This window comes from Pseudomonas sp. NPDC088429, from assembly GCF_044753305.1.
Taxonomy (GTDB): Bacteria; Pseudomonadota; Gammaproteobacteria; order Pseudomonadales; family Pseudomonadaceae; genus Aquipseudomonas; species Aquipseudomonas rustica.
In genome coordinates, this window is the sequence record NZ_JBIVMX010000145.1 from 1 (window position 1) to 2,599 (window position 2,599).

General features: G+C 59.4%; 2 protein-coding genes and 1 pseudogene. All 3 read right to left on the minus strand.

All coding sequences use genetic code 11. The features are described from left to right. A pseudogene (locus ACIP66_RS28460) lies at positions 1–388 on the minus strand (NADH-quinone oxidoreductase subunit M); the annotation flags it as partial. 39 nt (positions 389–427) lie between these two features. Then, a complete protein-coding gene (gene nuoL, locus ACIP66_RS28465) occupies positions 428–2,281 on the minus strand; it encodes an NADH-quinone oxidoreductase subunit L (protein ID WP_400652596.1) in 1,854 nt (617 codons plus the stop codon). Next, positions 2,278–2,541 carry an NADH-quinone oxidoreductase subunit NuoK gene (nuoK, locus tag ACIP66_RS28470; protein WP_400652599.1) on the minus strand — a complete coding sequence of 88 codons (264 nt, stop codon included), beginning with the start codon at positions 2,539–2,541 and terminating at the stop codon, positions 2,278–2,280. The genes nuoL and nuoK overlap by 4 nt, the downstream gene beginning before the upstream one ends. Positions 2,542–2,599 lie beyond the last annotated feature (58 nt).

Here is a 2,599-nt window from a genome sequence, read left to right on the forward strand (position 1 = left end):
CGACAACGCCGCCCAGGATCCACATCAGGTTCAGGTGAAAGAAGCCAACGTGACGTTGAATCTCTTTCCACGAGCAGAGTACCGAGAGGATACCCAGCAGACCGGTCAGCAGGATCATCAACAGCGACAGGCCGTCGAGGGCCAGGTGTACGCTGATGCCGAAACGCGCGATCCAGATGTGCTTGAACTCAAGCGCCCAGGTCGGATCGGCGCCAGGCGCCGGGGCAAATGAATAGTCACCGTGGGCCCACAGCCAGAGGCCGAGGGCGAGTTCCAGGGTCATGGTCAACAGCGCAATCCAGCGCGGGAGGGTAGCGCCGAAGCGCTCACCCATCCAGCACAGCAGGCCGCCGATGAAGGGGATCAGGATTAGCCAAGGCAGAATCATGACGGGCTCGTTTCCTTTCGCAAATTCGCAAGGTTCATATCAGACCGCTACCAGCACGATGGCGCCGATAACCAGCACGGCACCAGCAGCCATCGAAGCAGCGTACCAACGCAGTTGACCGGTCTCGGTGCGGCTCAGGGCGGTGTGACCACCCTTGGCCATACGCGGGATCAGACCGATGGTCTGGTCGAGCGGGTCTTTGCGCAGTACGTGGCTGATCGCCAGGTAAGGCTTGACGAACAGTTTGTCGTAGATCCAGTCGAAGCCCCAGGCAGCGAACCACCAGGCCGAAAGGAAACGGCCGATGCCGCTGTTGGCGATCGCCGTGACGAAGCGACGCTTGCCGAGGAACAGCAGCGCTGCCAGGAGGATACCGGCCAGGGCGATGGCGCCCGAAGCGATTTCCAGACTGTGCTTGGCTTCGCCACCGGCATGGCCAACGCTTTCTGGCAGTACGCCGTGCAGTGGCGGAACGATCATCGCGCCGATGGCGGTGGACAATACGATCAGCACCGACAATGGCAGCCAGTGAGCAATGCCGTGACCGGCGTGGGCTTCAGTCTTGGCTTCACCGTGGAACGTGATGAAGATCAGGCGGAAGGTGTACAGCGACGTCATGAACGCGCCGACCAGACCTGCGTAGAGCAGACCGTGGTTGCCGCTGGCGAACGCTTCCCAGAGGATTTCGTCCTTGGAGTAGAAGCCTGCGGTGACCAGTGGCAAGGCAGCCAGTGCCGCGCCGCCGACGATGAAGCTGGCGTAGGCCAGTGGCAGTTTTTTCCACAGACCGCCCATCTTGAAGATGTTCTGCTCGTGGTGGCAGGCAACGATCACCGCACCGGAAGCAAGGAACAGCAGGGCCTTGAAGAAGGCGTGGGTCATCAGGTGGAAAATCGCGCCATCCCAAGCGCCAACGCCCAGCGCCAGGAACATGTAGCCGATCTGGCTCATGGTCGAGTAGGCGAGGATACGTTTGATGTCGGTTTGTACCAGCGCGGCGAAACCGGCCAGTACCAGGGTCACACCACCAACGATGCCCACCAGTTGGAGGATTTCCGGCGCCAGGGTGAACAGGCCGTGGGTACGGGCGATCAGGTAAACACCGGCAGTCACCATCGTTGCGGCGTGGATCAATGCCGAAACCGGGGTCGGGCCGGCCATCGCGTCCGCGAGCCAGGTTTGCAGCGGCAGTTGCGCCGATTTACCGACCGCGCCCCCCAGCAGCATCAGTGTTGCCAGGGTGATCCAGAAGTCGCCGACCTGGAATTTCTGCGGTGCCAGCACCAGCAGTTCCTGGATGTTCAGCGTGCCCACTTGCTGGAACAGGATGAACAGGCCGATGGCCATGAACACGTCGCCGATCCGGGTCACGATGAAGGCTTTGAGTGCGGCGTTACCGTTGTTGCGGTTGCTGTAGTAGAAACCGATCAACAGGTACGAGCACAGGCCCACGCCTTCCCAGCCGAAGTACAGGAACAACAGGTTATCGCCGAGCACCAGAAACAGCATGCTGGCAATAAACAGGTTGGTGTACGAGAAGAAGCGCGAGTAGCCCGCTTCGCCGCGCATGTACCAGGACGCGAACAGGTGGATCAGGAAACCGACGCCAACCACCACGCCGAGCATGGTGATCGACAGGCCGTCGACGTAGAGGGCGAAGTCAGGCTTGAAGCCTTCGACCGCCATCCACTTCCACAGCACCAGGGTGTAGTGACCGCCTTCGGGTGGCGCGACGTTGAATTGCCAGATGACGTAAGCGGCGACAATCGCCGACAAGCCAATGGAACCCACGCCGATCAGCGCCGAGAGGTTTTCCGACCAGCGTCCACGAGAGAACGACAGCAGCAGGAAACCGATCAGAGGGAATACGAAAGTCAGAAAGATCAGGTTCATCCGCGCATCTCACTGGCAGCGTCGATATCGAGCGTATGGAAGCGGCGATACAGTTGCAGCAGGATCGCCAGACCAATACTGGCCTCGGCAGCTGCAAGGCTGATCACCAGGATGAACATGATCTGTCCATCCGGCTGGCCCCAACGGGCGCCCGCGACAATGAACGCCAGTGCAGAGGCGTTCATCATCACTTCCAGACTCATCAACACGAACAAAATGTTGCGGCGGACCATCAGGCCGAATTTATTAATGCTTAAGATGTTTAGTGCAAAGGACTTTACTTGATTGAGTGTGTTAGATGTCTTTTGTTTTTTCTTT

Coding starts and splice junctions, on each gene's coding strand:
- nuoL (WP_400652596.1), bottom strand. CDS start 2,281: ATGAACCTGATCTTTCTGACTTTCGTATTCCCTCTGATCGGTTTCCTG.